Below are 26,102 nucleotides of genomic sequence, written 5' to 3' on the forward strand. Positions count from 1 at the left end.
AATACGACGCAGCAGAGGATATTTGTAGTTCAACTATTGGAGCAAGGGCGAGTTTATGCGGCGAGCGCCCGCAACCGGTTGTAGCCCTGCTGGATCGCCGACCAGAACAGCGCGATCAACCCGAGCGCCATGATGGCGCCGACCAGCCCGTTGGAGAAGAAGATCGCGAGCGATCCCTGGGATCCCAGCAGTGACTGCCGGAAGGCCTCCTCGGCCTTGTCGCCGAGCACGATGGCGAGCACCAGCGGCGCGAGCGGATAGCCGCACTTCTTGAACAGATAGCCGAGCACGCCGAACACCAGCATCAGCACCACGTCGAACGTGCTCGAGTGCACCGAATAGGCGCCGATGGCACAGAGCACGAGGATGAGCGGTGCGATGATGCTGAAGGGAATGCGCAGGATCGCCGCGAAGACCGGGACGCAGGTCAGCACGACGAGCAGGCCGGCGAGGTTGCCGAGATACATCGAGGCGATCAGGCCCCAGACGAATTCCTTCTGCTCGACGAACAGCATCGGGCCGGGCTGCAGGCCCCAGATCAAGAGGCCGCCGAGCAGCACCGCCGCCGTGGGGGAGCCGGGCACGCCGAGCGACAGCATCGGCAGCAGCGCCGCCGTGCCCGCCGCATGGGCTGCCGTCTCCGGAGCGACGACGCCTTCGATCTCGCCATGGCCGAAATTCTTGCCGCGCTTGGAGAGGCGCTTGGCGATGCCGTAGCTCATGAACGAGGCCGGCGTGGCGCCGGCGGGGGTGATGCCCATCCAGCAGCCGATCAGGCAGGAGCGCAGCGACGTGACCCAATAGGCCGGCATCTCCTTCCAGGTGTGCAGCACGACACGCAGATTGATCTGCGCATTGCCGCCGCGGAAACTCAGGCCTTCCTCCATCGTCAGCAGGATCTCGCCGATGCCGAACAGGCCGATCACGGCGATCAGGAAGTCGAAGCCGTTGAGCAGTTCAGTGACGCCGAAGGTGAGGCGGAGCTGGCCGGTGATGGAATCCAGGCCGACGGCCGCGAGCGCGAAGCCGATCATCATCGCCGCGATCGTCTTGAAGGGCGGCTCCTTGCTCAGGCCGACGAAGCTGCAGAAGGCGAGAAAATAGACGGCGAATTTCTCGGCCGGGCCGAACTGAAGCGCGAAGCCAGCGACCAGCGGCGCGATCAGCGTGATCATGATGACCGCGAACAGCGCGCCGACGAAGGACGAGGTGAACGCTGCCGTGAGCGCCTCGCCCGCCTTGCCCTGCTGCGCCATCGGGTAGCCGTCGAAGGTGGTGGCGACCGACCATGGTTCGCCGGGGATGTTGAACAGGATCGAGGTGATGGCGCCGCCGAACAGCGCGCCCCAATAGATGCAGGACAGCATGATGATCGCCGAGGTCGGCGGCATGCTGAAGGTCAGCGGCAGCAGGATCGCGACGCCGTTGGCGCCGCCCAGTCCCGGCAGCACGCCGATGATCACCCCGAGCACGATGCCGAGGATCATCACCATGATGTTGAACGGTTGGAGGGCGACTGCGAAGCCGTGAAACAGATTGGCGAGTTCTTCCATGCCAGCTTGGTCCTGCAACCCTCAGCGGATGAGCTTTCTTGTTAGAGTCCGAGCCAATCCTCGATCGGCCCCTTGGGGAGGGGGACCATGAACCAGCGCTCGAAGATCAGATAGGTCACGACCGGCATGCCGATGGCGACCGCTGCCACCGTGAGCCAGCCATATTTGCCGAGCCACCGCATGAACCAGGCGATGAAGATCATGGACGCGAGGTAGAGGCCAATGAAGGGCAGGGCGCCGACATAGATCGCCGTCGGCACCACTACGCTCATGACCTGGCGGAGCTGGCCCCATTCGGCGAAGACACGGCCGTCGTCCTCGCGCAGCGTGTTGCGGACATTCATCGCGCTGGCCGCGACGATGAGCAGGCCGACGTAGAACGGGAAGAACCCCGCCCGCGGTCCCTCGGCGCCCCAATTGATCCCCGCCTTCACGCTGCCGATGATCACGATGATCCCGAACAGCGCGATGGCGAGCGTGACGCCGGCCTCGACCGCCTTATGGCTGGGGCCGGCCGATCCATCGTGACTTCTCATGCGAGCCGCTCAGTTCGAGGCCAGGAAGCCGGCTTCCTTCATCAGGAGCTCGTGCCGCTTCTCTTCGGTCTCGACCCACTTCGCGTAGTCCGCACCGGTCATGAAGGTGGTGTTGAAGGCGCCGGTCTTCATGAAGTCCTGCCATTCCGGCGTCTCTCGCACCTTCCTGAACAGGTCGACGTAGTATTCGATCTGGTCCTTGGTGGCCCGCGGCGACATGAAGATGCCGCGCAGCATCAGATATTCGATGTCGAGCCCCTGCGACTTGCAGGTCGGGATGTCCTTCCAGGCCTTGCCGTCGGTGATCGGCTCGTCAAAGCCCATCGGCTTGTCGTCGAACACGCAGAGCGGCCTGACCTTGCCGCCGCGCCACTGCGCCACCGCCTCGATCGGATTGTTGACGGTGGAATCGATGTGGTTGCCGACCAGTTGGACGGCCACTTCGCCACCGCCCTTGTAGGGGATGTAGGTGAACTTCGCGCCGGTCGCCTTCTCCATGGCTACCGTGATGATCTGGTCTTCCTGCTTCGAGCCGGTGCCGCCCATCTTGAGGGTGCCGCCGGCCTGCTTGACCGCATCGACGTAGTCCTTGGCGGTGATGTAGGGCTTCTCGGCATTGACCCAGAGCACGAACTCGTCGAGCGCCAGCATCGCGACGGGAGTGAGGTCCTTCCAGTTGAACGGAATGCCGGTCGCGAGCGGGGTCGTGAACAGGTTCGACAGCGTGATGATGATCTTGTGGGGATTGCCGGCCGACGCCTTGACGTCGAGGAAGCCTTCGCCGCCGGCGCCACCGGACTTGTTGATCACGACCAGCGGCTGCTTCATCAGGTTGTGCTTGGTGACGATGCCCTGGATCGTCCGGGCCATCTGATCGGCACCGCCGCCGGTGCCAGCCGGAACGATGAACTCGACGGGCCGGACAGGCTCCCATCCCGCCAGAGCCGGGATATGCCCTGCCATCAGGGCGATGCCAGCCATAACGGCCACGCGCACGGAACGCTTCATCGACGCTTTCTCCCCTTCATTCCCGAGAGCGCACGGCTTCTTCCGGCCGCTGTGCCCAATCGAACCACCGACCTGTCGAGCCCGCCGGTGTCATCCCCACCGTGACCAGCTTCAGGCCGTCGCCAGCCCCGGACTTCCTTGCCATGCCCATGCAGCCAAAAGTTGTGTTGGCAGCCGGGATCAGGCAGCAAGAGGAGCATCCGCAGCAAATCGACCGATTTGATTTTGGTATGAAGAGGTGACCGACCGCAATTGAGGAGATCGGGTGGGACGCCCACGGGGCCAATATGTCGCAGGTCGCGTGGGGGGGCGCAAAAGCAAAAGCCCCGGAGATCCGGGGCTCTTGGTTGGGCTTCGAGGGTTGCCTGCGCGCGCGAAGCGCGCCGAGCCTCAGAGGCCGAAATAGGGCAGGTCGCCGTTGCGGTTGGCGGCGCGGGCGCTGGTCATCAGCACGCGGTCGAGGGTCGCCAGCAGGCGGCCGAACAGCGACACGGGCTGGACGAGGGGGAGGGCGACGGTCTTGGCCATGGTTTGTCTCCTTCAGTGAGGCGGTATGACGTTCTGACTGAGGAGAATTTACGTATACCAGATGCCAGATACAACGGATTATATTGCATGGCGGTATGAGCGTTTTGCGATGCAGCAGGAATGTGACGATTTGGATTTTCAATCGAAATTTGACTTCGCATGCAGAAAGAGCCGCCCAATGGGGAGCTCTGAGCAGTTGAAGGGTAATTAGATACGCATTCGCGGCTATGCGACGGCTTGCCTGCCGCGGCTGGCTCGCCCACGACGATCCGGGGATCGCGGCCACTGCTGGACACCTCCCAGGTGCGCTCCGATCGCGTGCTCCGCGTGCAACGCGAGGGAACAATGGCGCGGGGCCAGGGAACCGTGCCGCCCGGGCCGCAGTTACCCTGCAATCGCACGGAGCGGCATGACCGGATGTTGATCGTTCAGTTCGGCGCGCTGTATCTCTTCTAGAAACGTATCATCGGCGAAGGAAAGGCCATGCGCGCCTTGATCCTGGCACTGTCCCTCCTAGCGATCGCCGGAAGCGCGCAGGTCGCTCACGCTGGTCTGAGCAGCACACCTCGTGAAGCGTCGGCACCCGCCGATACCGTGATCGCTGCCCAGGACGCCAATCAGCAGGCCGAGAACCAGATCGGCCTCACCAAGGCGAAGCGTCGCGCGGTGCAACGAGGGCTGACCAGGCTCGGGTTCGGCACCAAGATCAACGGGACGTTCGACGAACAGACCCGCGCCGCCCTCGCCCATTGGCAGGAGGAGCGCGGCTACCCCACGACCGGCTTCCTCAATGCCGCCCAGCACAAGGTCCTGATGGACGCGGCCGCCGAGGCTGCCAAATCCGACCGCCAAGCCCGTCGCAGCACGGGACGCGCGCGACATCAGCGCAATGTCGGAGGTCCCATCGGCGCGATCGGCGGTGCGATGCACCGCGTGGTGGGCGGAATTTTCGGCAGGTAAGCGTTCAACCTCGAAAGAGCTGGAGGACGGCCATCGCAACCTGGCACGTTGTAGGACGGTTGTGACCACGATTCGCCGGGCGAACTCATGTTACCAGAGTATGCGCATGGCGGCGTGGATGTCGGGGGATGAAGCAGATCGGATCAACTTGCTTTGACCACTACGAGTCCTCCCACCCCTTGCGGGATGCGGCCTGGCCGGCCGCCGGATACGAAGAGGCTGTCGCATCTTCGGCAGATGTCTGCTGTGGCTCTCAACGACACCGTCGCAATCAATGACCTCTGGGCCCGAAATGGGCCAAGCACGTCACTTCACGTCGCCCAGGTCGGCGGCCTGGCCGAGCCGCGAGTCACCGCTATCAGTCGTTGCGTCGTTGCGCGCACGCGGCAGATAGATCGTGACCGTGGTTCCCTTGCGGAGCTCACTCTCGATCACCGCGACACCGCCGCATTGTTTGGCAAATCTATAAACGCTGGCGAGACCGAGCCCGGTGCCTTTGCCCGGCTCTTTGGTCGTGAACAAGGGCTCGAATGCAACCGCGAGGATTTCAGGCGGCATGCCCGAGCCCGTGTCGGAAACCGCGACTGCCACGTAATCGCCCGAGAGATTGTCGAGCTCGCCGTGCAGCGTCCTATTCATCGTCGATATTTGCACGGTGCCTTCCGCGGTCATGGCATCGCGCGCATTGACGACCAGGTTGATGATCGCCATCTCCAGTTGGGTTGCGTCGCCGCGTACGGGCCAAGCCTCCGATGCGAGGTTGAAGATCAGCTTGCCGATTGTGCCCAGCGACTGCTCCAGCACTCCCTCCATGGCAAGGATCGCCTGATTGATGTCGATGATCGTCACTGAACAGTTCCGGATCTTTGGTCCGGGCGACGATAGTCCCGCCGGTGTCGAGGATCGCCACGATCCAGCCCTCCGGTATCTTCTGCCGCTCCAAGATTACGGCAACATTCGCGGGAAGAATGCCCATCACAAGCGCATACGCGACCTTCCCGTCCCGAAACACGGGCACACCGACGGCGATTTGAGGCTGTCTCGATGTGGCTCCGATATAAAAATCGGAAATCGCAGGTCGGCCGGACTCGAAGATGGTGCGGACCAGGCCTGGGATGCTGGTTCTGGGCAACGGCTGACCGTAGGGGACCATCGTGCTGACCAGGAGTTGTCCGGCCGCGTCCGCGATGACAATTACATTGCCTGTCAGCCACTGCAGCAGTTCGCGCGAGTGCTCGTGAAAGGCAGCAAGATCACCGGACTGCAGGTAGGGTGACTTTGCAAGCACCCGCAAGCTCGACTGGACGCTGAGCAGCTCGCGGTCGACCGCCTGCATCAGCGCGCGTGTTGTGGCCACGGTATTGCGTTCTGCATTGTCGCGTGCCGCAATATACGAGTCGGTGATCAGGTAGCCGGCGACCAGCATTGCCGGAACCGTGCAGACCACGAGGAGCAACCCCAACCAGAACCGAATGGATCGACCACGGTTTTCGACAGGAGGTACGCGCCTGGACATGAACTCTTCACCGATAGAGTTTTGGAAAGAACCTCGCGACAGCCCACCATGCAAAACCCTATGAGCCTAAGGCGGGTTCTATTTGATTTGAGTCAAACGCCTACGATGAGAACGCGGGCCAACGCCCCGCCTCCAGGTATGGGATCGGGAATTTTCGCAGCCTCATGCCTGCCCTCAAGCTGAGGGAAGACCATCGTGTCGGTTCAAAGCAGAACTCTGGAAGGGGCCTTCGCTACTACAATGTGGGATGCTAGCGAAATGTCTCAGATGGGTCCACAAGCGGTCGAACCTCCGGCGACTGTGTCACGTCCGCTGCGTCCCTAATACCGGACATGCCGATACAGGCCCGATCGTCAGCCGTAGGCGGTGATCGCGCGGCTGGCCGTTTGTCCCCCTCTTGGCGGATTTCCACCGGTTAACTTTTCTGAGAGGTGATCTGTATTGATCAGCATGTTGGAGTGCGAGGGTAAAAGCTATTCCCACCGGTCAGTCGCGGGCATCTATCCGGTGACTGGGAGCATCGCGTTCACGTCTGATGCGAGGGAGTACGTCATGAGCCTGTTTTACGAGCCACCATGTCCTAAGTGCCGGAGACCCACAATCTTGGCGCGTATCACGCCCGGTTCGTCTGGTCTTGGTATCCGAACGTTCAAATGCCCCGCGTGTGAGGAAATTCATCAGCGGGTAATCGGATTCGTCGATCCAATGAAATCTCGAACGGTAGAGGGCTGGTTGCGCGGTGAATTGGGAGCGCCGGTGCAGAGCTCCGAGCGTAGCGTGTTCCAAATACACAACTCGACTCTGGAACAAGACAATTCCTTAAATGGAAACTACAAAGCTTGAGAGGTTAGCTCCCGGAGTATCGAGGAGATGCTGTCAGAGCCATAAGGCTTAGGCAGAAATCTGCTTCCCTCCGGTAATCGGCTTCTTTGAACGCATGATGTCCTGAAGTCGCGATGATCTTGATCGGGCCAGCGACCACGCACAAAGTGCGCGAGCTTCAGCCCATCCATCGATCCGGCCATCTGGATATCGGTAAAGACGACATGAATATCCGGGCGCGTTTCTAGGATGGCAATCGCCTCGTCCGCGTTGCTAGCTTTAGCCGCCCTTCGCATCTGTTCCGCCACGCCGAGGGGCTTTTCGGAAGTGAGCACCGCGTCCGCGACTCCGGGCCTCCCCAATTGACGGCCTCACGCGCGCCAATCGGCAAATTATAGGCAATCCAGTCGTCGACGCGAGGATTGCGGAACTGGAACAATTTCTCGTTATGGCTGTTGTCATCCATGATCTCCGGAGTGGATAGATCGAGACGACCTGGGGCAGCAAACCACAATGAAAAGATCATTCACAGCCCTCGGCATTTTCGCGCTTCTGGGAGCGCTGACAGTTGCCTTGCTTGGCTTTGCACCAAAGCTCGAAGCGAGCGAGGTCGCCGCGTTAGCCAAGGGAGACCGGCTGGCAGTGAGAACGGCGTCCGCAAACTGCTCAGCGCAGACGTGGCCTCACTTCACTACATCCTGTCTGCAAAACATGAGTTCAAGCCAAACAATCGTGCAAGCTCGTCTGGTAACGGCCGGCCGCTAAGGCGCCGAAAGCTATCATCGTCCAGCATACGATGGTTCGTCGCGCGCCTGAAGACAATGGCCAGAAAAGTGCCAGCTTGCGAACTGGGGCTTCGCAGAAGTGTCGGCCCGGCCGACGCGAACTCATGACGATGCCGTGAAACGCACTCATCTTCCTCTTTTCCAGGGTATGCATGACCTCCGATTTACCTGAAGTACCAAGAGTCCTCGTTGTCGAGGACGAAATGATGCTGCGTATGCGGGCGGTGGATATTGTGGAAGATGCCGGGTTCTCTCCCGTGCAGGCCGTCGATGCCGACGAGGCGCTCTCTATTCTCGAATCACGCTCTGACATATCGCTCCTCTTTACCGATATTCAGATGCCCGGCAGCATGGATGGGCTCAAGCTTGCTCACGCGGTCCACGACCGCTGGCCGGCCATCAAGATCATTTTGGTTTCCGGCCAAGTTGAGCCTTCCGACGCAGATAGGCCTCAGGACAGCCGCTTCTTTGGCAAGCCGCTAAGCAATGGCCAGATGATCACCGAACTGCAGGCGATGGTCGGTGCGGGCGCACTGACGACGATTCCAGACGCGTCCCTGTTGCCGACAGATAAGAACGGTTACAGCCCGGAAGCAATCGAACTTAAGCGAATATCCGCACAAGAGGCCGCGCTCTCCGCAGAGAATGATAGCCTTCGCTTATTACTTGAGCAGGCCAACATCGATGCCAAGGCCTTGCTCATGCAGTCTTCTATCGATGCAGAGCAGCGCGATGCAGCAGACAAGTTGCAGAAGCTGATCGTGGGCGAACTCCATCATCGCATAAAGAACAACCTCGCAACCGTCAGTGCCATCGCGTCGCAAAGCTTTCGGACCACAACCAGCATCGAGCACGGGCAGAAGGCTATGGAAGGCCGGTTGCTGGCGCTATCGCGCGCCCATGATTTGCTGATGCAAGTCAGTTGGTCGAATGCCAGCCTTACCCGCACCGTGAGCGGCGCAACCGAGCCCTTTGACAGTCAAGGAAACAGACGTTTCCATTTCAATGGGCCAGATATCAAGGTGGCCTCCAGTGCCGTTATTGCCCTCGCAATGACGCTCAATGAACTTTGCACCAACACCATAAAATTTGGCGCACTGTCGACCTCCGCTGGCAGCGTGGAGGTCGCCTGGAAGATAGATGAGGAAAAGCAGCGGCTTTGCCTGACTTGGACGGAACGAGGAGGTCCGCCCGTTCGGCCGCCCACGCGCAGCAGCTTTGGGACGCGCATGATGCAATCCCTCGGTCAGCAGCTCCATGGCCAGGTGCAGCTTTCTTACGAGCCAGCCGGCTTGATCTACTCGCTGGATGTGCCGCTAAGCTCAATCATCGCGAAAGCTTGAGCCATTCCGTCGATCCGGTTCGCAAGACTGTTGAACAGATTCGAGAACTGAGCGCATAAGAATATTACCGATAATCGGATCAACAAAATGATGAAGTTGCAAGCGCTGATAGTGACCATCTTTCTGGCAACCATTGGAGCCACAAGCGCTGAGGCAGAGTGTGAGATCGCCGACGCCAAGCTGGAAGAAGCTATACAACAGAATCCCAAGCTGCGTGGTCCCGCCAATAGTCAGTCGGTACGCGATCTAAGAAGTTTGCGGGATGCTGCATTCACGCTCCGATCCTACGGGCGTCAGGAGGACTGTGAGCGTCTTCTAGCAAATATCCGTGAATTGATAGCCGGGCCGCCAATGGGCTCGTTGGGCGATAATGACGAGGAAGATGCCGATAAACAAAACGCAGCGCGGGAGCCGAGAGCTAAACGCGGAGCGGCGCTGGGCAGTCGTGACAAAAAGGGCGCAAAGCCGCTTTCAAGGATTGATGAACTCACCCCCGGCTTGAGGACGGACGAAATGATCGGCGCGGAAGTCCGCAGTTCCGACGACAAGATCGTAGGCGAGGTTAGAAATATCGTTTTTGGCACGAAAGATGGCCGAGATTACGCGATCGTCGCTTCTGGCGGCTTTTTTACAACGGGAAAGGAAAGCATCGTCGTGCCGATCAAATCGCTCAAGGTGACGCAGGATCGGTCGAGCTTCTTTCTTCCGATTTCCAGAGAGATCGTGAAAGCCGTGCCCCTCATGCCTGATCAGGACTACTTGTGGCTGTCGGATAAAAAGTGGCGTACCCATAATGACGGGTTTTTTCAGGGTCGCTGAGTACAGATGAACAATCTGGGTTCAGACTATAGGTGCGAGCAAACGCCCATGCTCGTCGGCCCCGATCGTCTGCAACGCTTCAATCGTTTCGTTGACCGTAACGTCCGACCATTCGATCTGGATGAAGAAATCTCCAAGATCGTCGTGAAACTCGGATCGTACGCGTTCATCTGGGCAACCTCGCGCAACTGCCTCAGGATGTCCGCTCCGGGTCTTGGTCGTGTAAAAACGGCCTTGCGGACGTCCGTCCTGACCACGAGGACGCGGGCGTTTCTCAGGCTGTGATTGCCGCGATCAACGGCTTGACCCCGACGATGTTCATGACCCGTGTGAGGTTGTAGGCCAGAACCGATAGGGCCTTCTCGGCGGCTACTTTTGGGAGCGATTTAGTGAGGAAGTGCGTCGCTCCCATACGGGCCTTCATCGTGCCGAACGGATGTTCGACCGTCTCGCGCCGCTGGCGCATCGCTTCCGGGTTTGCGTCAAGGCGCTGCTGCACTGCCTCAAGCAGATGCTCGTGCTCCCACCGTGTAATCCGCCGCTCCGGCCCCGGCGTGCACTGGGATTTGAGCGAACAGGTTTGACAGGCTGTGGTCCAGTAGCGCCGCAACACCTTGCCGTCTTCTTCGTTTGTATAGCGATACGGTAATCGCTCTCCAGCTGGGCAGCGATAGGCATCCTGTTCTGGCAAATAGACAAAGTCCTGCTTACCGAAGCGTCCCTCCGACTTAGCATTTGACGTCTGCGGCTTGGGCAGCGTCACCGTGATTCCGGCCTCGTGGCACGCGAGGATCTCTGGGCTATTGAAGTAGCCGCGATCGGCTACAGCGTCGAGCGTCTCGCTCTTGAGAACGGCCTTTGCCTGTTTGGCCATGTTAGCAAGTTGGGCGCGATCTGAACCGCTGTTCGTGACCTCGTGCGTCACAATCAGATGGTGCTCGGTGTCCACGGCGACCTGTACATTGTAGCCGACAACGCCGGAGCCGCGGCCGCTCGTTGCCATCGAGCGGCTGTCGGGATCGGTCAGAGAGATTTGCTGATCGGACGACGCAAGCATCTGCTTCTCATACGCGGCAAGCTTGCCCATTTCCTCCTTCAGCTTCGTGAGCTTCTCGGCAAGTCTCGTCACCTTCGCAGCCAGCGCCTCTGTCGGCTCCTGGCGGTCGGCCGTGTCAAGTTGGCTCAGATAACGCGCGACGCTCTCCTCCAGCTGAGCACGCCGCCGTTGGACCTTTGCCCGTGTGAAGTTCTTGTCTCGGTTGTTCACGGCTTTGAACTTGCTGCCATCGATGGCGACGCTCGCCGTCGCCAGAAGGCCCATCCCACGGCAGAGTTCGACAAAGCGCGCACAGACCATGCGAAGCGCCAGGCCGTTGTCTTTACGGAAGTCGGCGATGGTCTTGTGATCAGGCGCGAGCCGACCCAGCAGCCACATCACCTCGAGATTGCGGCCGGCCTCCCGTTCGAGCCGCCGGCTCGACTGCACCCGGTTCAGATAGCCGTAGATGTAAAGCTTCAGGAGAACCGAGGGGTGGTACGACGGCCGACCGGTGGCTGCCGGCTCCACCCCTTCAAAACCCATCTCAGACAAATCGAGCGCTTCGACAAATGCGTCGATCACGCGAACGGGGTTGCTCTCGTCAATGAAATCATCGAGGCATTCAGGCAACAGCGTCCATTGCCCACGATCCGCCTCTTCAACGAAGCGCCTCATCGATTCCCCCAAAAGAATCACTGGAGAATCATAACAGCCGCGCAGCGTTTTCACACAGCCAGGGTCCTAAGCCGTCGAATTCTCTACGACTGGGACAGGCGTCGTCCAGACGCTCGCGTCGACATTGCAAATCTATCTAGCTAAGATCGACAACTATTGTTGTCCTCAGCTGGTCGATCGAACTGGAAGCGTTGGACGTTGGAGCCGGATATGGACGTCCCGAAAAGGCGCCTCATTTGGGACCTTGTGCAAGGAGGCCTCTCGGAGGAATCCTTCATCGCGCAATTCGGCGCAAATCCGCGAACTACGCCCGAGATCGTTCGCGTCGAGCTTGAGGAGAGTTTGACAGAGAGGTCGACCGATAACCTCAGAGTTGCGCTCATCCTCGCATTTCGGTTTGGTCTCTCGCGGCAATGGGCTCAGTTGCTGTGCAAGCTGATGGGAGAAGATTGGCACCACAGTCACGAAGACATAGCCGGCGCCCTTCAAGATTTGCGTTTGCCGGTCACCATTGACTGCCTGTATCGGACCGCGTTGTGCAAGCATGATTATCTCGCCTACAACGACAATGAATCCCTGGCAATCAAGTGCATCTGGGCGCTGCATGATATCGGTACGCCCGAGGCAGCCGAGAAACTCCAACGTTTATCGCAGTCTGATTTGTCAGCGCGCGTTCGCGAGAAAGCTCTCAAGCGACTATCGGCGCTGGCGGTGACGCGACCCGGCGACCCGGTGCCAGCTTATCGCCGCGCAAGAGACCAAGAGGTTCGGCCCGACTGGGATTTGGGTGGATCTCAGCGCGACAAGTAGGGCAGCGGGCGATATCCTTCGCAGAAGCGTGCCAGGAGAGGTCAAGTCTCGGTGGGCGGGAATCAAAAAGCCGCCGGGCGATGCCGGCGGCTTGATGTCGGTGGGAGGTAGGTGCTGCGGCGCTCGCGCCGCTCCTGCCTTGGTGCTGCGTTGCCGCTTACTCAGCAGCTTCCTTGCGCGGCGGATCGAGTGCGCCGGAGTCGTGGATCTCGGCGACCTGATGGTCGCTGAAGCCCAGCACCTGGCGCAGGATCTCGTCGGTGTGCTCGCCGAGCAGCGGCGAGCGCGTGACGTCGGCCGGGCTGTCCGACAGCTTGATCGGGTTACCGACCGAGAGATACTTGCCGCGGGTCGGGTGGTCGACCTCGACCAGAGTGCCGGTCTTGCGCAGCGACTCGTCCTCGGCGATCTCCTTCATCGACAGGATCGGGCCGCAGGGGATGTCGAACTCGTTCAAGATGTCCATGGCCTCGAACTTGGTCTTGGTCATGGTCCACTGCTCGATGCGGCCGAAGATCTCGTTCAGGCGCGGCAGGCGGGCGGCGGGCTTGGCGTAGTTCGGGTCGGTCTTCCAGGTCGGCTCGCCGATCACGTCGCAGATCTTCTCCCAGACCGGGGCCTGGGTGATGAAGTAGATGTAGGCGTTCGGGTCGGTTTCCCAGCCCTTGCACTTCAGGATGCGACCGGGCTGGCCGCCGCCGGAATCATTGCCGGCGCGCGGCACGGCGTCGCCGAACGGCACGCCTTCGCCGAACTGGCTGTATTCCTTCAGCGGGCCGTGCTCGAGGCGCTGCTGGTCGCGCAGCTTGACGCGGCAGAGGTTCAAGACGCCGTCCTGCATCGCGGCGGTGACGCGCTGGCCACGGCCGGTGTGGGTGCGCTGATAGAGCGCGGTGACGATGCCGAGCGCCAGGTGCAGGCCGGTGCCGGAATCGCCGATCTGCGCGCCGGTGACCAGCGGCAGGCCGTCACGGAAGCCGGTGGTCGAGGCGGCGCCGCCGGTGCACTGCGCGACGTTCTCATAGACCTTGCAGTCCTCGTAGGGACCAGGGCCGAAGCCCTTGATCGAGGCGACGATCATCTTCGGGTTGATCGCCTGGATCTTCTCCCAGGGGAAGCCCATGCGATCGAGCACGCCGGGGCCGAAATTCTCGACCAGCACGTCGCACTTCTTGATCAGCTCGGTCAGAACCTCCTTGCCCTTGGGGTTCTTGGTGTCGAGCGTGATCGACCGCTTGTTGTGGTTCAGCATCGTGAAATAGAGGCTGTCCACGTTGGGAATGTCCTGAAGCTGGCCGCGGGTGATATCACCCACGCCCGGCCGCTCGACCTTGATCACGTCGGCGCCGAACCAGGCCAGCAGCTGCGTGCAGGTCGGTCCGGACTGGACGTGGGTGAAATCGAGAATGCGAACGCCCTCGAGCGCCTTGGTCATGTCTTGCTCTCCGTAACGATTGGTCATCCCGCGACAGCGGGCATCTGATGTCCTTGCGGGTGGCCTTTACTTCTTCTTCGTCAGCACGCTCTGCGGATTGAGGTTGCCGATACGGCCGCTCTCGGATCCCGCAGCAGGATCGATCACGGCGTTGATCAAGGTCGGCTTGCCGGAATCCATCGCGTCGTTGACGGCGCGCTTCAGCTCGTCTGGCGAGGTCGCGTTGACGCCAACGCCGCCGAAGGCCTCCATCATCTTGTCATAGCGCGCGCCCTTGACGAACACGGTGGTCGCCGGGTCGTCGCCCGCCGCGTTCTGATCGGTGCCGCGATAGATGCCGTCATTGTTGAAGATAACGACGCAGATCGGAAGATTGTAGCGACAGATCGTCTCGACCTCCATGCCGGAGAAGCCGAAGGCGCTGTCGCCCTCGATCGCCAGCACCGGCTTACCGGTCTCGACCGCGGCGGCGATGGCCGAGCCCATGCCGATGCCCATGACGCCCCAGGTGCCGACGTCGAGCCGCTTGCGCGGCTGGTACATGTCGATGACGCCGCGGGCGAGGTCGAGCGTGTTGGCGCCCTCGTTGACCAGGACCGCGTCCGGACGCTCCTTGATGATGGTGCGGAGCACGCCGAGCGCGCCGTGATAGTCCATCGGCGAGTTGTTGTTCATCAGCCGCGGCGCCATCTTGGCGACGTTGTCCTCGCGCTTCTTCTGCACCGCGCTCAGCCACTCGACCGAAGCCTTGGGCCAGTTGCTGCCCATCGCCTCGCTGAAAGCCGTGACGACCGAGCCGATGTCGCCGACCACGGGGGCCGCGATCTCGACGTTGGAGTCCATCTCCTTCGGCTCGATGTCGACCTGGATGAACTTCTTCGGCTGTTCGCCCCAGCTCTTGCCCTTGCCGTGCGACAACAGCCAGTTGAGGCGGGCGCCGATCAGCATGACGACGTCGGAGTCCTTCAGCACGGTCGAGCGCGCCGCGCCGGCGCACTGCGGATGCAGGTCGGGCAGGAGGCCCTTGGCCATGCTCATCGGCAGGAACGGCACGCCGCTCTTCTCGACGAAGGTCTTGATCGCCTCGTCGGCCTGCGCGTAGGCCGCCCCCTTGCCGAGGATGATCAGCGGGCGTTTCGCGTTCTTCAACAGATCGAGCGCGCGCTTCACCGAGTCGGGGGAGGGGATCTGCGCCGGGGCCGGATCGATCACCTTGACCAGCGAGGCCGCGCCGGCTTGCGCGTTCATCACCTGGCCGAACAGCTTTGCCGGCAGGTCGAGATAGACGCCGCCCGGACGGCCCGAGACGGCGGCGCGGATCGCGCGGGCGAAGCCGATGCCGATGTCCTGCGCGTGCAGCACGCGGAACGCCGCCTTGCACAGCGGCTTGGCGATCGCGAGCTGATCCATCTCTTCATAGTCGCCCTGCTGCAGGTCGACGATCTCGCGCTCCGAGGAGCCCGAGACCAGGATCATCGGGAAGCAGTTCGTCGTCGCATGCGCGAGCGCAGTGAGGCCGTTGAGAAAGCCGGGAGCGGAGACGGTGAGGCAGACGCCCGGCTTCTTGGTGAGGAAGCCGGCGATCGCGGCGGCGTAGCCGGCGTTCTGCTCGTGACGGAAGGAGAGCACGCGGATGCCTTCAGCCTGCGCCATGCGACCGAGATCGGTGATCGGAATGCCCGGCACGTTGTAGATCGTGTCGATCCCGTTCAGCTTCATCGCGTCGATGACGAGATGAAAACCGTCCGTGAGCTCCTCGTGCGTGTCCGGTGCCTCGGTCTTAACAGCAGTCTGCGCCATGCGCCTCTCTCCCTGGTCGTCTACGAAGGCGCTTTGCGGCGTCTTCTTCTGTTTGAACCTGTCAGCTGAATAGTTCCTGGCCGTGCGTTTCGACATAGGTCGCAAGGCCCAGCGTATGATCACGGGCCCGCTTCTCGGCGAGCTCGGTGTTGCGTTCCTCCAGCGCCTCGATGATCGCGAGATGCTCGGGCAGGGAGGCCGCGATACGATCGGTGCGCCCGATCGTGAGCTGGCGATAGCCGCGCACGTGCAGCAGGATGTCGTTGGTCATGTCGACCAGCACCGGCGACTCCGACAGCGAGATCAGCGCCTGATGAAACGCGATGTTCGCCTTGGAATATTCCTCGATATGCTCCTGCGGCGGACGGTCCTTGCCGAAGTCCTTGAAGTAGTCGCGCAGCGCGCTGATGTCCTTCTTGCGCGCGATCGTGGTGATCAGCCGCGCCGCCATGCTCTCCAGCGCCGCCCAGGCGCGGATCATGTCGACGATCTCGCTCTTGGTCCGGCGCACCACGACGATGCCACGGCGCGGCACGGTCTTCACGAAGCCGTCCTGCTCCAGCATCGCGATCGCTTCGCGAATGGGCGTGCGGCTGACACCGAGGCGCTCGGAGAGAGCGCGCTCGTCGAGCATGACAGGCTCGGGCGAGGCGTAGATGTCCATCTTCAGAATGGCTTCTTTCAAGGCCTCATAGGCCTTATTCTTGAAGCTCGTCTCCGGGGCGATGCGAGCGATCGCGATGTCGGCCTCGGCCATGATGGGCAATGCCTTGTTCGTTTTTTCTGTAGACAAGACCGTCTCCTCTCCTTGGGAGATGCTTGTTTACAGCATTTTGCGTCCAAGTTTTTTGGCATACCAGATGCCAGGATGTCAAGCTGCGAGCTTTTTCAGCGTGTCCACATCTTCGTCGCGCTTGACAAAGTTTGCGTCTGGCATACCAAATGCCATAAACGACCAGCAATCCCCAGGAGGAAGCCCCGATGTCTGACGCCATCCCGAATGCCAAGGCCACGATCCGAGACGTTCTCGATCGTGTGAAGGCGGATAAACGCACCAGCCTCACCGCGCCCGAAGGCAAGATCGTGTGCGACGCCTACGGCATTCCGGTGCCGAAGGAGGGCCTGGCGAAGTCCGCGGCCGAAGCGGCCAAGCTCGCGGGCGACATGGGTTTTCCGGTCGTGATGAAGATCGTTTCGCCGGACATTCTGCATAAGACGGAAGCCGGCGGCGTCATTGTCGGCGTCAAGACCGCCGACGATGCGAAGACAGCGTATGAGACCATTCTCGCGAATGCGAAGAAGTACAAGGCCGACGCCAAGATCGAAGGCATCCAGGTGCAGCAGATGCTTACCGGCGGTACCGAGGTGATCGTCGGTTCGATCACCGACGGTTCGTTCGGCAAGCTGGTGGCCTTCGGCCTCGGCGGCGTGCTGGTCGAGGTGCTGAAGGATGTGACATTCCGCCTCGCCCCCGCGACCAAGGAAGACGCGCTGTCGATGCTCGACGGCATCCAGGCCCACGAAATGTTGAAGGGCGTGCGCGGCGGCGATGCCGTCAGCCGCGAGGCGCTGGCGGACGTCATCGTCAAGGTGTCGAAGCTGGTCAGCGATTTCCCTGAAATCGTCGAGCTCGACCTCAATCCGGTGTTCGCGACCAAGACCGGCGCGATTGCGGCCGACGTCCGCATCGTCGTCGATTTCGACTACAAGCCCCGTCCGGCGCCGCGCTCGAACGAGGAAATCGTCACCGCGATGAACCGCATCATGAAGCCGCAGGCGGTCGCCGTGATCGGCGCCTCCGCCGAGGACGGCAAGATCGGCAACTCGGTGATGAAGAACCTGATCAACGGCGGCTACAAGGGCCAGATCTACCCGATCCACCCGAAGGCCTCCGAGATCCTCGGCTACAAGGCCTACAAGAGCGTCAAGGACGTGCCCGGCGTGATCGACACCGCGGTGTTCGCGATCCCCGCCAAGTTCGTCGCCGGCGCGCTGACCGAATGCGGCGAGAAGCAGATCCCCGGCGCGGTGCTGATTCCGTCGGGCTTTGCCGAGGCCAATGAGCCCGAGCTGCAGGCCGAGATCGTCGAGATCGGCAAGAAGTACAATGTCCGCCTGATGGGGCCGAACATCTACGGCTTCTACTACACGCCGGCCAATCTCTGCGCGACCTTCTGCACCGCCTACGACGTCAAGGGCCACGCGGCGCTGTCGTCGCAGTCGGGTGGCATCGGCATGGCCATCATCGGTTTTTCGCGCTCGGCGAAAATGGGTGTGTCGGCCATCGTGGGCCTCGGCAACAAGTCGGATATCGACGAGGACGATCTGCTCGCCTTCTTCGAGCAGGACCCGAACACCAACCTGATCGCGCAGCACTGCGAGGACCTCAAGGACGGCCGTGCCTTTGCGGAAGCCGCCAAGCGCGTCTCCAAGAAGAAGCCGGTCATCGTGCTCAAGGCCGGCCGCACCTCGGCCGGCGCGAAGGCCGCCTCGTCGCACACCGGCGCGCTCGCCGGCAACGACAAGATCTATGAGGACGTGCTGAAGCAGTCCGGCGTCATCCGCGCCCGCTCGCTGCGCCAGCTGCTCGAGTTTGCCCGTGGCGTGCCGGTGCTGCCGACGCCGAAGGGTGAGAACGTCCTCATCATCACCGGCGCCGGCGGCTCGGGCGTGCTGCTCTCCGACGCCGTCGTCGACAACGGCCTGTCGCTGATGACCATGCCGGCCGACCTCGATGCCGCCTTCCGCAAGTTCATCCCGCCGTTCGGTGCCGCCGGCAACCCGGTCGACATCACCGGCGGCGAGCCGCCGATCACCTATGTGAACACGGTCAAGCTCGGCCTGTCGGACGACCGCATCCACGCGCTGATCCTCGGCTACTGGCACACGATCGTGACCCCGCCGATGGTGTTCGCCCGCAACATGGTCGAGGTGAAGAAGGAGATGGAGGCCAAGGGCTTCGTCAAGCCGATCGTCGTCTCGCTCGCCGGCGACGTCGAGGTCGAGGAGGCCGCCGAATATCTCTACCAGAACGGCATCCCGGCCTATGCCTATTCGACCGAGCTGCCGGTCGAGGTGCTCGGCGCCAAGTACAAGTGGGCGCGCGGCGCGGGCCTGCTCTAAGTCAAATCGATGCGAATGCCGCTCCGGCGTCTCGCCGGGGCGGCACTTTCTTTGATAGCGTGACGAAGCAAGATCCGTCCGTCCGACAACGGCGCCGCCCGCGAGGGCGGTGCAGAGAGGCGCCACGTGATCCGTCGCAAGACGATCGAGCCACGCGCGGATGCTGCGGCCGAACCCCGCGACGGCGGCGTGCAATCCGTCGGCCGCGCGCTCCAGATCCTGGAGATTCTCGCCGAAGACGACGAAGGCTATCGCCTCAGCGATCTCGCCGTCCGTGCCGGGCTTTCGACCTCGACCGTTCATCGCCTGCTGACCACGCTCGAGAAGCGCCGCTTCGTCCAGTTCGACCGCATGGAATCGAAATGGCACGTCGGCGCGCAGAGCTTTGCCGTCGGCGCGACCTTCACCCGTCGGCGCAATTTCGTCGCGCTGGCGATTCCCTATCTGCGAAGGCTGCGCGACCAGTCGCGCGAGACCGCCAATCTCGCCGTCGTCGACGATGAATCGCTGATGGTGCTGCTGCGGCTGGACAGCCGCGAGATCATGCGCTCGCTGACCAAGGTCGGGGGCCGCCTCGCCATGGTCGCCTCCGGCATGGGCAAGGCGGTGCTCGCGACCTATTCCGATGACGACGTCAACGGCATCATCCACCGCCAGGGCATGCCGCGCCTGACCGAGAAATCGATCATCCGCGCCAGCGACCTGTTCCGCGAGCTCGAGACCATCCGCCGCCAGGGCTACGCCGTCGACGACGAGGAAGCCCGCCTCGGCCTGCGCTGCATCGCCGCCGTCGTTCACGATTCCTGCCGCGAGCCGCTGGCCGCGATCTCGGTGTCCGGCCTGGCGAGCCGGTTGACGGAGGAGCGGGTGCCGGTGGTCGGGGGCATGGTGCGGGATATTGCCGCGGAGTTGACAGCGGCGCTCGGTGGGGCTGCCGTCCAGCGGCAATGAGGGTCGACAGGCCGATGACTGAGCCCACATCGTGTCGACAATCCTCGTCGTCACTCCGGAGTATGGCCAAAAATTCGGCATATGGGGGAAAGGAAGTCACTAACTAAGCCGAAAGTCTATTCAGAATCGGGGCCATGAATTTGGGGTGATCTAGTCGGGCCCAATCGCAAGGGCGAAAATCATCCCAGCGAAATTGTGGGGATAAGTTGAACAAACATAGATAATCAACTTGGTGTTGCGCTAATTACTTGACCACAATTGCTCTTTTAAGGGGGGAGGGCATGCGTCTCGTTTTTATTGCACCGCTGATATTTCTGTCTGGCTGCGCCGGTTTAGCGGAGCAGCTAACAAATTCGCAGACGGCTTCCGATCGGCTGCGATCGCAACTCGGAGCTGACATCGACCTTCAGGGAGCATTGCGGCGCAATATCGCGCGCAAAAATGCTGAGCTGGAATTCATATCGTACGGCACCTACTCGTGCGGTCCAGATAGCGCCGACTATAAAAAGGTGACCGTGTACACCGATATCACGCCAAAAATTGCGCGCGAACAAGCCGTAGTAATTGCGGCGGTAAAGAAGAAGAAATTAGAGTACCTCCGCAACAAGTACGCGGACTTCGAAACGATCGTAGCGTACGGAGAAGCTTTGTCGGCGCTCACCAAAGCCCGGGATGAGCGTGTCAAGGCATACGCAAATCTGAAGAAATTGATTGCGGCATATCAAGGGTTTGTTCCGAGCGAATTTGCTCTAGTGCTAAAGGTCATGAATGATGCTGTTGGTCTCGCGCAAATTGGCGACCAATACGCATTCCAAGTTGCTGTCATAAAGACCGCGGCCTTCGCGGAAGAGCCTTTGAAGAAGGCAAGAGAGAAGGTCTTATCCAAAGCATTGTTGAAGGACTTGACGGATGACGAAGCGCAGGCGTTCAAGGAGTGGGAGTCTTGCGCGCTAGACCGCTTGTTCTTCTATCGTGAATACAACCCCTCTATGCCTCCGTCTTATCTTGAACGAAAGGGCTTGATTGAGAACACTGCAGGCGAGACTAGGTCGCCGACGCTCTTGTTCGCAGCAGAATACAAGTCCTATCTCGATGAGCGCGAAGCATTTGTCGCGCGCCGTTCTGATTACGTCGGTTTGCTTGATGCAATTATTGAACAGAATGCGGCTCTTGCTCATCTTCCTGCGGGGGCATCGTTCAACCAATTCTTGGAAACTTTGACCCAGATTGGCAGCGACGCGGCGAGCGCTAAGGAGCAGTACAATATTCTAAGGGTCGACACTAGGACCTAACTGAGGAAGTGCTTCATTCCTCGAAGATGAGAATGCTTCGATTGAAGAAGGCCTACGGTCGGCGCAGCGGTAGCGAGGGGAGGGCAGGCCTCGCCCAGCTGCCCAAACCGTGATCGGGGAGATGGCCTATTTGGACTTGCAGTCGGGCGCGCCGCACGTGAGCATCGTGGCGGATCACCCGAACACGTCCAGCGAGTTGTGCCATGTCCAAACTCACCCGCTTCTCGGTCGCCCCTTTGCACAGTATGACGCGGCGCCTCGCCGACGTCGCCTCCGGCCGTGTCGCGCCGGATCTCGTGATCACCGGGGCGCGTGTGCTGTTGACCTATTCGGAGCGCATTCTCCCCGGCCGCGAGCTGTGGATCACCGGCGGGCGCGTGGCCGCGGTGAAGCCGGCCGGCGCCCACAAGGCGCTTCCCGGCGGCTTCGCCATCTACGACGCGGCCGGCGGCATCATCGCGCCGGGGCTGGTCGATCCGCACATCCACATCGAATCCTCGATGGTGACGGCCTGCGCCTATGCCGAGGCTGCGCTGCTCAACGGCACCACGACGATCTTCTGCGACAGCCACGAGATCGGCAACGTCATGGACGTCGCCGGCGTTGAGGCGATGCTGGAGGATGCGCGGCAGGCGCCGCTGTCGATCTTCCTCACCGTGCCCTCGACCGTGCCGGCGACCTCGGCGGCGCTGGAGACGGCGGGCGGCGATCTCACGCCGGACAAGATCGCCGGCCTGTTCGATCGCTGGCCGGAGGCGGTCGCGCTCGGCGAGAAGATGGATTTCGTGCCGGTCTGCATGGGCGACGAGCGCAGCCATGCCATCCTTGCGGCGGCTTTGCAGCGCGGACGGCCGGTGTCCGGGCATGTCTATGGCCGCGAGTTCGTCGCGGCCTATGCCGCGAGCGGCGTCACCGATACGCATGAGGCGATCGACCGCGACATCGCCGACGACCTGCTCGATGCCGGCGTCTGGATCTTTCTGCGCGGTGGTCCGCCGACGACGCCGTGGCACAGCCTGCCGCAGGCGATCCGCACCGTCACCGAGCTCGGCGCCTCGCACAAGCGCACCGCCGTGTGCACCGACGATCGCGATGCCGATGATCTCATGCTGTTCGGCCTCGACTGGGTGGTGCGCGAGGCGGTGAAGGCGGGGATGTCGCCGGAGCAGGCGTGGTCGATGGGCTCGCTGCACGGCGCGACGCGCTTTGCGATGGATGGCGAGATCGGCGGTCTCGGCGGTGGCCGCCGCGCCGATCTGGTGCTGCTCGACGACGGCCTGAAGCCGCAATCGACCTGGTATGGCGGCGAGCTGGTGGTGGACAAAGGCAAGATCACGCCGCGTCTCGATCAGGCGCTGTCGCAGCGCTATCAGTACCCGAAGGCGGCCTATGCCACGGTGAAGCTGCCGGCCAAGGTGACGCTGACGCCGGAGCTGCCCACCAAGGCCTGCACCGTCAATGCGATCAAGACGGCGCTGCCCGGCATCACGCTGATCCACGACAAGGTCGCGATCGAGCCGGCCAACGATTGGGAGACGCTGTTTGCGCGCTACGGTCTCTGCTTCGTCGCCGTGATCGAGCGCCACGGCAAGTCGGCCGGCAATGTCGCGCACGGGCTCTTGAAGGACTTCGGCCTCAAGCGCGGCGCCGTCGCCTCCAGCGTCGGCCATGACAGCCACAACATCATCGTCGCCGGCACCAACGAGGCCGACATGCAGGCCGCCGTCGCCGCGATCGGCGCGCAGCAGGGCGGCGTCTGCGTCGTGGCCGACGGCAAGGTGCGGGCGATGGTTCCATTGCCGATCGCCGGCCTGTTGTCGGACAAGCGCGTCACCGAGGTCGCCGAGGAGGTGAAGCTGCTCAAGAAGGAATGGGCGGAAGCCGGCTGCACCATTCCCTACATGGGCTTCAATTTGATTCCTCTATCGGTCATTCCGGAAATTCGTATCACCGACAAGGGCCTCGTGCTGGTGCCGCAGATGGAGCTTGCGCCGCTGTTCGAATAGCACCATCGAACCGTCATGCTGTTAGGACATGTCAGCTGTTTGTCGTCCTAACTAACTGAGGCCACCCGTGTTTTGCCGAGCGTGCCGCATCGTGGGAAAAATCGACGACTGAATTGAGATCGCAGCCGTCAGCAGCGATCCTCGCGCATCAACCAAAAGAGGAAGCGCGAGATGGCGAAGATGCGGGCGATCGATGCTGCGGTGCGAATCTTGGAGAAGGAAGGCGTTGACTGCGCCTTCGGCGTTCCTGGCGCGGCGATCAATCCGCTGTATTCCGCGCTGCAACGGCGCGGCTCGATCCGCCACATTCTCGCCCGCCACGTCGAGGGCGCCTCGCACATGGCCGAGGGCTACACCCGCGCCAAGGCCGGCAACATCGGCGTGTGCATCGGCACCTCGGGCCCGGCCGGCACCGACATGATCACCGGGCTCTATTCGGCGATCGCAGACTCCATTCCAATCCTCTGCATCACCGGCCAGGCGCCGCGCGCGCGGCTCCACAAGGAGGATTTCCAGGCCGTCGACATCGAGCAGATCGCCAAGCCCGTGACCAAATGGGCGGTGACGGTGCGCGAGCCCGGCCTCGTCCCGCGCGTGTTCAGCCAGGCTTTCCACATCATGCGCTCCGGCCGCCCGGGACCGGTGCTGATCGACCTGCCGCTCGACGTGCAGCTCGCCGAGATCGAGTTCGACGACGAGACATACACGCCGCTGCCGGTCTACAAGCCCGCGGCGAGCCGCAAGCAGATCGAGAAGGCGCTGGAGATGCTCAATGCCGCGGAGCGCCCGCTGATCGTCGCCGGCGGCGGCATCATCAACGCCGATGCCAGCGATCTGCTCGTCACCTTCGCCGAGACCGTCAACGTGCCTGTCGTGCCGACCTTGATGGGGTGGGGCGCCATTCCTGACGATCACGTGCTGATGGCCGGCATGGTCGGCCTGCAGACCAGCCATCGCTATGGCAACGCCAATTTCCTGGAGTCCGATTTCGTGCTCGGCATCGGCAACCGCTGGGCCAACCGCCACACCGGATCGCTCGAGACCTACACCAAGGGGCGCAGCTTCGTGCATGTCGACATCGAGCCGACCCAGATCGGCCGCGTGTTCAATCCCGATCTCGGCATCGTTTCGGACGCCAAGGCGGCGCTCGAGCTGTTCATCACCGTCGCACGCGAGTGGCGCAAGGCGGGCAGACTGCGCGAACGGCAGGCGTGGCCGGCGGCGTGCCAGGATCGCAAGCGCACGATGCTCCGGCGCAGCGATTTCGATCAGGTGCCGATCAAGCCGCAGCGCGTCTATCATGAGATGAACAAGGCGTTCGGCCGCGACACCTGCTATGTCAGCGTCATCGGCCTGTCGCAGATCGGCGGCGCGCAGTTCCTCAGCGTCAACCATCCGCGCCACTGGATCAATGCGGGGCAGGCGGGGCCGCTCGGCTGGACCCTGCCGGCCGCGCTCGGCGTCCGCGCCGCCGATCCCAGGCGCGAGATCGTCGCGCTCTCCGGCGACTACGACTTCCAGTTCCTGATCGAGGAGCTCGCGGTCGGCGCGCAGTTCAACCTGCCTTACATCCACGTCGTCGTGAACAATGCCTATCTCGGCCTCATACGCCAGGCGCAACGCGGCTTCTCGATGGACTATCAGGTGCAGCTCTCGTTCGAGAACATCAACGCGCCGGAGGTCGGCGGCTATGGCGTCGACCACGTCGCGGTCGCGCAGGGCCTCGGCTGCAAGGCGATCCGCGTCACCGACCCGCGCCAGGCGCAGGCTGCGTTCGCGACCGCGCGCGAATGGATGGCGGAATACCAGGTGCCTGTCGTGGTCGAGTTCGTGCTCGAACGCGTCACCAACATCGCGATGGGTACCGAGATCGACAACGTCGTGGAGTTCGAGGAGGTGCTCGATCTGCCGGTCGACGAGACGCCGGCCGAGCCGGCGCGCACCTTGCAGCCGGCTTGACCGCAGCCATCGCACTCAGTCGAGGACCCATGACATGCCGCGCTTTGCCGCCAACCTCACGATGCTGTTCAACGAGCTGCCGTTCCTCGACCGCTTCGCCGCCGCCAAGGCGGCCGGCTTCGGCGGCGTCGAATATCTGTTCCCGTATGATTTCGACAAGGCCGAGCTGCGCGAGCAGCTCGCGCGCCACGGGCTGACGCAGGTGCTGCACAATCTGCCCGCCGGCAATTGGGCCGCGGGCGAGCGCGGCATCGCCATCCTGCCGGATCGCGTCGACGAATTCCGCGACGGGGTGCGTCGTGCGATCGAGTATGCGAAGGCGCTGGATTGCCGCCAGCTCAACTGCCTCGTCGGCATCGCGCCCGAAGATGCCGATCCGCGCGAGCTCAACCAGGTGCTGGTCCGCAACCTGCGCTTCGCCGCGACCGCGCTGAAGGCGCAGGGGATCAAGCTGCTGATCGAGCCGATCAACACGCTCGACATTCCCGGCTTTGTCCTCAACCGCACGGCACAAGCGCTTCAGCTGATCTCGGAGGTCGAGTCCGACAATCTGTTCGTCCAGTACGACATCTACCACATGCAGATCATGGAGGGCGATCTCGCCCGCACGATGCAGAAGCATCTCGCCCGCATCGCCCACATCCAGCTCGCCGACAATCCGGGCCGCCACGAGCCCGGCACCGGCGAGATCAACTACGCCTTCCTGTTCCGCCATCTCGACGCGATCGGCTACCCCGGCTGGATCGGCTGCGAGTACAAGCCGCGGACGACGACGGGAGAGGGCTTGGGTTGGCTGACGGACCGCGCGGTCGTTCCCGCGAGCTGAGCTTGATTCCTTGGTCCCTTCACCGGCCTTTTCCAGTTAATGTCTGCGAGCCGACGTCGCCGGCGTCGGCTGAAAAGTCCGCGTTGGGCCGATTCCGTTGAAAAAGTAGGCGACAGTTTCGTCGTGAACAACTGCTGTTTCTTGGATGAGATGGCTTGGTGGGGTTCACGCAGGCGTCGGTGCGGGCATTGGGATCAGCTTGGCCATCTTACGAAGGTTCTGAGCGGCTGCCGCGAGGGTGAACTCGTCGCGTGCGCCGTTCGGCCCTCTTAGTCGCAGGCGATCGAGCTTGAGAATGCGCTTGAGATGCGCGAAC

General features: G+C 62.1%; 21 protein-coding genes and 1 pseudogene. 12 read left to right on the forward strand and 10 right to left on the reverse strand.

Annotation, left to right across the window (positions count from 1 at the left end):
* Nucleotides 1-53 precede the first annotated feature (53 nt).
* The 4 genes from QX048_RS30515 to QX048_RS30530 all read right to left on the reverse strand — a co-directional run bounded on the left by QX048_RS30515 (nt 54) and on the right by QX048_RS30530 (nt 3,625).
* The gene (locus tag QX048_RS30515; RefSeq protein WP_315828282.1) at nt 54-1,553 is read right to left on the reverse strand and encodes a tripartite tricarboxylate transporter permease; all 1,500 of its coding nucleotides are present in this window, start codon (nt 1,551-1,553) and stop codon (nt 54-56) included.
* Nucleotides 1,554-1,594: 41 nt separating this feature from the next.
* On the reverse strand, nt 1,595-2,089 hold the full coding sequence (locus tag QX048_RS30520; RefSeq protein ID WP_315828283.1) for a tripartite tricarboxylate transporter TctB family protein: 495 nt from the start codon (nt 2,087-2,089) through the stop codon (nt 1,595-1,597).
* A gap of 9 nt (nt 2,090-2,098) precedes the next feature.
* A complete protein-coding gene (locus QX048_RS30525; protein ID WP_315828284.1) occupies nt 2,099-3,097 on the reverse strand; it encodes a tripartite tricarboxylate transporter substrate binding protein in 999 nt (332 codons plus the stop codon).
* 390 nt (nt 3,098-3,487) lie between these two features.
* Entirely contained in the window at nt 3,488-3,625 is a 138-nt protein-coding gene (locus QX048_RS30530) for a hypothetical protein (protein WP_315716173.1), read from the reverse strand.
* Between the two features lie 483 nt (nt 3,626-4,108).
* On the opposite strand from QX048_RS30530, the gene QX048_RS30535 reads away from it, so the two are divergent.
* Complete coding sequence (locus QX048_RS30535; RefSeq protein WP_315753028.1) at nt 4,109-4,585, forward strand: peptidoglycan-binding domain-containing protein; 477 nt, start codon at nt 4,109-4,111, stop codon at nt 4,583-4,585.
* 306 nt (nt 4,586-4,891) lie between these two features.
* On the opposite strand, the gene QX048_RS30540 is transcribed toward QX048_RS30535, so the two are convergent.
* Nucleotides 4,892-5,434 (reverse strand): ATP-binding protein, encoded by a 543-nt coding sequence (locus QX048_RS30540; protein WP_315828285.1) that lies wholly within the window; start codon nt 5,432-5,434, stop codon nt 4,892-4,894.
* Between QX048_RS30540 and QX048_RS30545 the strand changes: the two genes are divergently transcribed.
* The 4 genes from QX048_RS30545 to QX048_RS30560 all read left to right on the forward strand — a co-directional run bounded on the left by QX048_RS30545 (nt 5,418) and on the right by QX048_RS30560 (nt 10,155).
* Nucleotides 5,418-5,861 (forward strand): hypothetical protein, encoded by a 444-nt coding sequence (locus tag QX048_RS30545; protein WP_315828286.1) that lies wholly within the window; start codon nt 5,418-5,420, stop codon nt 5,859-5,861. The two genes, QX048_RS30540 and QX048_RS30545, sit on opposite strands and share 17 nt — an antisense overlap.
* Nucleotides 5,862-7,914: 2,053 nt before the next feature.
* On the forward strand, nt 7,915-9,051 hold the full coding sequence (locus QX048_RS30550) for an HWE histidine kinase domain-containing protein (RefSeq protein ID WP_410051891.1): 1,137 nt from the start codon (nt 7,915-7,917) through the stop codon (nt 9,049-9,051).
* Between the two features lie 87 nt (nt 9,052-9,138).
* Complete coding sequence (locus tag QX048_RS30555) at nt 9,139-9,870, forward strand: PRC-barrel domain-containing protein (protein ID WP_315828658.1); 732 nt, start codon at nt 9,139-9,141, stop codon at nt 9,868-9,870.
* Between the two features lie 6 nt (nt 9,871-9,876).
* A complete protein-coding gene (locus tag QX048_RS30560; RefSeq protein ID WP_316159569.1) occupies nt 9,877-10,155 on the forward strand; it encodes a hypothetical protein in 279 nt (92 codons plus the stop codon).
* Here QX048_RS30560 and QX048_RS30565 read toward each other — a convergent pair.
* On the reverse strand, nt 10,145-11,584 hold the full coding sequence (locus QX048_RS30565; RefSeq protein ID WP_316241296.1) for an IS1182 family transposase: 1,440 nt from the start codon (nt 11,582-11,584) through the stop codon (nt 10,145-10,147). The two genes, QX048_RS30560 and QX048_RS30565, sit on opposite strands and share 11 nt — an antisense overlap.
* A gap of 210 nt (nt 11,585-11,794) precedes the next feature.
* Between QX048_RS30565 and QX048_RS30570 the strand changes: the two genes are divergently transcribed.
* A complete protein-coding gene (locus QX048_RS30570; RefSeq protein ID WP_315828568.1) occupies nt 11,795-12,394 on the forward strand; it encodes a hypothetical protein in 600 nt (199 codons plus the stop codon).
* Nucleotides 12,395-12,551: 157 nt separating this feature from the next.
* Here QX048_RS30570 and frc read toward each other — a convergent pair whose 3' ends face one another.
* The 3 genes from frc to QX048_RS30585 form a co-directional block, all read right to left on the reverse strand.
* The gene (gene frc / locus QX048_RS30575) at nt 12,552-13,829 is read right to left on the reverse strand and encodes a formyl-CoA transferase (RefSeq protein ID WP_315718405.1); all 1,278 of its coding nucleotides are present in this window, start codon (nt 13,827-13,829) and stop codon (nt 12,552-12,554) included.
* Between the two features lie 66 nt (nt 13,830-13,895).
* The gene (oxc, locus tag QX048_RS30580; protein ID WP_315828567.1) at nt 13,896-15,629 is read right to left on the reverse strand and encodes an oxalyl-CoA decarboxylase; all 1,734 of its coding nucleotides are present in this window, start codon (nt 15,627-15,629) and stop codon (nt 13,896-13,898) included.
* A 61-nt stretch (nt 15,630-15,690) separates the two neighbouring features.
* Nucleotides 15,691-16,422 (reverse strand): GntR family transcriptional regulator, encoded by a 732-nt coding sequence (locus tag QX048_RS30585; RefSeq protein ID WP_315828566.1) that lies wholly within the window; start codon nt 16,420-16,422, stop codon nt 15,691-15,693.
* Nucleotides 16,423-16,610: 188 nt separating this feature from the next.
* Between QX048_RS30585 and QX048_RS30590 the strand changes: the two genes are divergently transcribed.
* The 6 genes from QX048_RS30590 to hyi all read left to right on the forward strand — a co-directional run bounded on the left by QX048_RS30590 (nt 16,611) and on the right by hyi (nt 25,786).
* Nucleotides 16,611-18,752, forward strand: a complete 2,142-nt coding sequence (locus QX048_RS30590) for an acetate--CoA ligase family protein (protein ID WP_315828565.1) — start codon at nt 16,611-16,613, stop codon at nt 18,750-18,752.
* A gap of 126 nt (nt 18,753-18,878) precedes the next feature.
* Nucleotides 18,879-19,703, forward strand: a complete 825-nt coding sequence (locus tag QX048_RS30595; protein WP_315828564.1) for an IclR family transcriptional regulator — start codon at nt 18,879-18,881, stop codon at nt 19,701-19,703.
* 281 nt (nt 19,704-19,984) lie between these two features.
* On the forward strand, nt 19,985-20,995 hold the full coding sequence (locus QX048_RS30600) for a hypothetical protein (RefSeq protein WP_315828563.1): 1,011 nt from the start codon (nt 19,985-19,987) through the stop codon (nt 20,993-20,995).
* Nucleotides 20,996-21,198: 203 nt separating this feature from the next.
* Nucleotides 21,199-23,001 carry an adenine deaminase gene (locus QX048_RS30605; RefSeq protein ID WP_315828562.1) on the forward strand — a complete coding sequence of 601 codons (1,803 nt, stop codon included), beginning with the start codon at nt 21,199-21,201 and terminating at the stop codon, nt 22,999-23,001.
* A gap of 171 nt (nt 23,002-23,172) precedes the next feature.
* Nucleotides 23,173-24,960, forward strand: a complete 1,788-nt coding sequence (gene gcl, locus QX048_RS30610) for a glyoxylate carboligase (RefSeq protein WP_315828561.1) — start codon at nt 23,173-23,175, stop codon at nt 24,958-24,960.
* 34 nt (nt 24,961-24,994) lie between these two features.
* On the forward strand, nt 24,995-25,786 hold the full coding sequence (gene hyi, locus QX048_RS30615) for a hydroxypyruvate isomerase (RefSeq protein ID WP_315754559.1): 792 nt from the start codon (nt 24,995-24,997) through the stop codon (nt 25,784-25,786).
* A 165-nt stretch (nt 25,787-25,951) separates the two neighbouring features.
* On the opposite strand, the pseudogene QX048_RS30620 reads toward hyi, so the two are convergent.
* Nucleotides 25,952-26,102, reverse strand: a pseudogene (locus tag QX048_RS30620) (IS5/IS1182 family transposase); the annotation flags it as partial.

The organism is Bradyrhizobium sp. SZCCHNS30572 (genome assembly GCF_032484415.1).
Taxonomy (GTDB): Bacteria; Pseudomonadota; Alphaproteobacteria; order Rhizobiales; family Xanthobacteraceae; genus Bradyrhizobium.

Coding starts and splice junctions, on each gene's coding strand:
- QX048_RS30515 (WP_315828282.1), bottom strand. CDS start 1,553: ATGGAAGAACTCGCCAATCTGTTTCACGGCTTCGCAGTCGCCCTCCAA.
- QX048_RS30520 (WP_315828283.1), bottom strand. CDS start 2,089: ATGAGAAGTCACGATGGATCGGCCGGCCCCAGCCATAAGGCGGTCGAG.
- QX048_RS30525 (WP_315828284.1), bottom strand. CDS start 3,097: ATGAAGCGTTCCGTGCGCGTGGCCGTTATGGCTGGCATCGCCCTGATG.
- QX048_RS30530 (WP_315716173.1), bottom strand. CDS start 3,625: ATGGCCAAGACCGTCGCCCTCCCCCTCGTCCAGCCCGTGTCGCTGTTC.
- QX048_RS30535 (WP_315753028.1), top strand. CDS start 4,109: ATGCGCGCCTTGATCCTGGCACTGTCCCTCCTAGCGATCGCCGGAAGC.
- QX048_RS30545 (WP_315828286.1), top strand. CDS start 5,418: ATGTCGATGATCGTCACTGAACAGTTCCGGATCTTTGGTCCGGGCGAC.
- QX048_RS30550 (WP_410051891.1), top strand. CDS start 7,915: ATGCTGCGTATGCGGGCGGTGGATATTGTGGAAGATGCCGGGTTCTCT.
- QX048_RS30555 (WP_315828658.1), top strand. CDS start 9,139: ATGATGAAGTTGCAAGCGCTGATAGTGACCATCTTTCTGGCAACCATT.
- QX048_RS30560 (WP_316159569.1), top strand. CDS start 9,877: ATGAACAATCTGGGTTCAGACTATAGGTGCGAGCAAACGCCCATGCTC.
- QX048_RS30565 (WP_316241296.1), bottom strand. CDS start 11,584: ATGAGGCGCTTCGTTGAAGAGGCGGATCGTGGGCAATGGACGCTGTTG.
- QX048_RS30570 (WP_315828568.1), top strand. CDS start 11,795: ATGGACGTCCCGAAAAGGCGCCTCATTTGGGACCTTGTGCAAGGAGGC.
- frc (WP_315718405.1), bottom strand. CDS start 13,829: ATGACCAAGGCGCTCGAGGGCGTTCGCATTCTCGATTTCACCCACGTC.
- oxc (WP_315828567.1), bottom strand. CDS start 15,629: ATGGCGCAGACTGCTGTTAAGACCGAGGCACCGGACACGCACGAGGAG.
- QX048_RS30590 (WP_315828565.1), top strand. CDS start 16,611: ATGTCTGACGCCATCCCGAATGCCAAGGCCACGATCCGAGACGTTCTC.
- QX048_RS30600 (WP_315828563.1), top strand. CDS start 19,985: ATGCGTCTCGTTTTTATTGCACCGCTGATATTTCTGTCTGGCTGCGCC.
- QX048_RS30605 (WP_315828562.1), top strand. CDS start 21,199: ATGTCCAAACTCACCCGCTTCTCGGTCGCCCCTTTGCACAGTATGACG.
- gcl (WP_315828561.1), top strand. CDS start 23,173: ATGGCGAAGATGCGGGCGATCGATGCTGCGGTGCGAATCTTGGAGAAG.
- hyi (WP_315754559.1), top strand. CDS start 24,995: ATGCCGCGCTTTGCCGCCAACCTCACGATGCTGTTCAACGAGCTGCCG.